This window comes from Candidatus Darwinibacter acetoxidans (assembly GCF_041936445.1).
Taxonomy (GTDB): Bacteria; Bacillota; Limnochordia; order Darwinibacteriales; family Darwinibacteriaceae; genus DTU010.
The window spans coordinates 1-3,661 of sequence record NZ_JBHGXH010000005.1; the positions used below are offsets into that span (position 1 = coordinate 1).

At 61.3% G+C, this 3,661-nt stretch carries 3 protein-coding genes and 1 pseudogene; all 4 read left to right on the forward strand.

Going from position 1 to position 3,661, the window contains the following annotated elements; genetic code table 11:
* A pseudogene (locus ACE4YL_RS00035) lies at positions 1 to 1,549 on the forward strand (hypothetical protein); the annotation flags it as partial.
* A gap of 3 nt (positions 1,550 to 1,552) precedes the next feature.
* The gene (locus ACE4YL_RS00040) at positions 1,553 to 1,984 is read left to right on the forward strand and encodes a hypothetical protein (RefSeq protein WP_461368450.1); all 432 of its coding nucleotides are present in this window, start codon (positions 1,553 to 1,555) and stop codon (positions 1,982 to 1,984) included.
* Positions 1,985 to 2,298: 314 nt separating this feature from the next.
* Positions 2,299 to 2,829 (forward strand): putative PDDEXK endonuclease, encoded by a 531-nt coding sequence (locus ACE4YL_RS00045; protein WP_461368961.1) that lies wholly within the window; start codon positions 2,299 to 2,301, stop codon positions 2,827 to 2,829.
* On the forward strand, positions 2,826 to 3,527 hold the full coding sequence (locus tag ACE4YL_RS00050; protein ID WP_461368962.1) for a DNA-methyltransferase: 702 nt from the start codon (positions 2,826 to 2,828) through the stop codon (positions 3,525 to 3,527). Before ACE4YL_RS00045 ends, ACE4YL_RS00050 begins: the two co-directional genes overlap by 4 nt.
* The last annotated feature ends 134 nt before the right edge of the window (positions 3,528 to 3,661 follow it).

A 3,661-nucleotide genomic window follows, 5' to 3' on the forward strand; every position in this document is an offset into this window, starting at 1 on the left:
CCGCCACATGCACGAGGTGACGTCGGACGCGATCCGGGCAGTCACGGAGGCGAACGATCCGCCGACGATATTCCGGCGTGCCGGGGGCCCTGTCCGCGTGGAGCGGGACGAGTATGGTCGGCCGACGATCCGTCCGCTGACCGAGCACGGGCTCAGGGGTGTCCTGGACCGCGTGGCCGTCTGGATCTCCATCAAGGTCGGCAAGGATGGAGTCCCCCGGGAACGACCGGAGTATCCGCCGATCTCGATTGTGCGCGACGTGCTGAATCGGCCGGATACTGATTGGCCGCTGCCGCCCCTGCATGGGATCGCGAAGAGTCCGATCCTGCACCTGGACGGGACGATCCATGCCGTGGAAGGATACGATCCAGTCACGTGCACGTATCTCGCCCCGGAGCCGGGGTTCGTGCTCGGCGAGGTGCCGGACGACCCGACCCCTGAAGACGTCGAGGCGGCGAAGGCTGTGCTCCTTGAGATCCATTGCGATTTTCCGTGGGTGGATCCGGCGAGCCGGTGGAACGCCGTCGGGGCGATCCTCACGGGAATCTTCCGGCCGATCATCGCCGGCCCGGTGCCGTGCTGGATGCTGGTGAAACCGCAGGCTGGGACCGGGGCCTCGCTCGCGCAGGGTGCGGCGTATGCCGCGATCACCGGAGAAACTCCGCCAGCGTCTGTGACGCCGAAAAGCCCGGAAGAGTGGGAGAAACGTGCTCTCTCAACGCTCGTGTCCGGAGCCCCGGTCCACATCTGGGATAATCTTGAGGGGAGTTTCAGATCGGACGTCTTGGCGGCGCTCCTGACAGCATGGGAGTGGAAAGGCCGGGTGCTCGGGAAGTCCGAGGACATCTGGGTCCCGCAGCGGACCGTCTGGATGGCGAACGGGAACAACGTGCAGATCGGGGGTGACCTTGCCCGCCGCCTCTATCTCTCCCGCATGGATGCGGAGCAGGCTATGCCCTGGCTCCGGGAGGATTTCCAGCACCCCGACCTGATCGGCTGGGTGAAGGCGCACCGGGGCCGCATTGTGGCGGCGGCGTTGACCCTCGGCCGGGCATGGATTCGGGCCGGGTGTCCGGACCCTGAAAAGATGCCTCCGCTCGGAGGGTTCGAGGATTGGCGCCGGATTGTCGGCGGGATCCTGGAGTTCGCCGGCGCGACTGAGTTCATGGCGAACGCGATGGAGACTTACCTGGAGGCTGACGTGGAACTCCGACAGTGGGAAGCGTTCCTGTCGGCGATCTATGACTCGTTCGGGTCGACTCCCTGGACGGTTGCTGAATTAAAGGCCCGCCTGGATCGCGAGGTCAAGGAGGTGACCGCGTTCAAAATCAGGATCACGGACTGCCTGCCGGACGATCTCGGGGCCGCGTTCAGTGACCCGCGCCGGTCGTTCTCGCATGTCCTCGGGCGGGCGCTCGCCCGGCAGGACCGCCGCCGGTTCCCCTCGGGGCTGATGATCGCACGCGGGCAGACGGTGAACCGGGCCGTACAGTGGGTCATTGTGCAGACGAAAGAGACCGATCCGAAACTCATAGAGAGAGGTGAATGACGGATGCAAACTCATAACATTTTGACGGAGAACAAACTCATAAAACTCATAAACGCTGAGGAACTTTCAACTGGGAAACAAACTCATAAAACTCATAAACTCATTCGGGAGGGTTGCGCGATAATTTCGACCGGGAAACAAACTCATAAAACTCATATAACTCATGGAAAATCGACTGGAAACAAACTCATAAAACTCATAAAAAGGGGCGCCGTAGATGAAACTCATGAGTTTCTTAAGGCTTCTCCGCGCCGCGATGAGGAAACAACCAGAGATATGAGGAGATTAGATTCACTGTATGAGTTCTATGAGTTTCCCCCAACCCCAACGCGTGAGGAAAAACAGTACAATACTAGAGTAAAAACATGTACAAGAAGGGACTGGAAACAAACTCATAGGACTCATAAACTCATAAGGCTGCAGGGGGCAGTCTGAGTGGTCGCCAGTAACACGCTCAGTAACACTCTGAGGGGTAGCAACTCTCCTGGCGGCGGCACCGCTCGGGGGGCGATCCTCCTGACCCCCCTCGATCACACCCTGTCGGTGATCACTCGGTGCGACGCCTGCCCCGAACCATGCCCTTGTCGCAGGTGCATCGGCGAGGAAGAGGCGCGGTGCGGCGACATCTGCCAGGGGTGCCGGGGCAGTAAGTTCTGTGGATTCATGGACCGGAAGAAAACGCCGAAGAAGGACTTAATCGCAGCCGATCGCGTCGAGGATCGGCTCGATATGATGCGGAGGCGATCGTCATGACCGCGAACACCCCCGCCTCACGCAAGGCCAAGGGACGGCGGCTGCAGCAGGCGGTCCGGCAGGACCTGATCGACCGCCTCGGCATCGACCCGGGCGACATCCTGAGCACAGGGATGGGGCAGTCCGGTTGCGACCTCTACCTCTCGCCGGCCGCCCGGGCACAGTTCCCCTTCGGCATCGAGTGCAAAGCACAGGAACGGATCGCCTTGCCGGAGTGGTGGCAACAATGCGTCCGGAACGCGGCAGCAGAGGGTCTCGCCCCTCTCCTCATCCTGAAGCAGAGCCGGCGGGAGCCGCTGGCCGTGCTCCGGTGGAGCGACCTCCTCGCGCTGCTGCGACAGATGGCAGAGCTCAATGCGTGGGGGAGGTTGGTGAGCGACGGCATCCTCACCGCAGCGAAGTATCCGGACGAGTTCCAGATCCTCTCCCTATCAAGCCTCGCCGTGCACTACAGGGACCACCTCTGCAGCGGGGACGATCACCGATGGGAGAACCTCGCCAAGGGGTTGACGGGGGGCCGGCCATGACACTGGAGATCGACCGCATCTACTGCGGCGACTGTCTCGACCTCATGCGCGAGATGCCGGATAAGGGCGTTGACCTCGTGCTGACCGATCCGCCGTATGGAATCGGCATAACTGATAAAAGGACAGTCGGCGGCGGGAACAAAGCATTCGGAAGACCCGGATCCTGGGTTAGTGCGAAAGACTACGGGGTCTCTGATTGGGATTCGGTTCGCATCGACGAACGTGCCCTTGCTGAGATGTGCCGAGTCAGTAAGAACCAGATCATCTTCGGCGGTAACTACTACGCCGATCTTCTCGATCCGTCCTCCTGCTGGCTCGTGTGGGACAAGGATAACTCTGGTAACTTCGCAGACTGCGAACTCGCGTGGACCTCATTCAAGACAGCAGTGCGGAAGTTCAAATGGCGATGGAACGGGATGCTGCAGGAGGACATGCGCCACAAGGAAGAGCGCATCCATCCAACGCAGAAACCCGTCCCGCTCTTTATGCAGATTCTTGAGAAGTATTCAAAGCCCGGCGACCTCGTCCTCGACCCCTTCCTCGGCAGCGGCACAACGGCGATCGCCTGCCTCCGCACCGGAAGGCACTTTATCGGCATCGAGAAGCACGAGCCCTACTTCATCATGGCTCAGGAGCGGATCGACAAGGAGCGAGCGCAGGTACGGCTCTTCGATGCACTGGAAGGGGTGACAGCATGACCCGGATCATCCGCATCGAACTCTGCGACGAGTGCCCTTATGCCGCCGGCTCCCGGAGCTGCCGGGCTAGCCAGTGGTGCGACGAGGGCGGCATCCTCCGCTGCCGAAAGTTCACCGACTTCCCCGTGATCCCA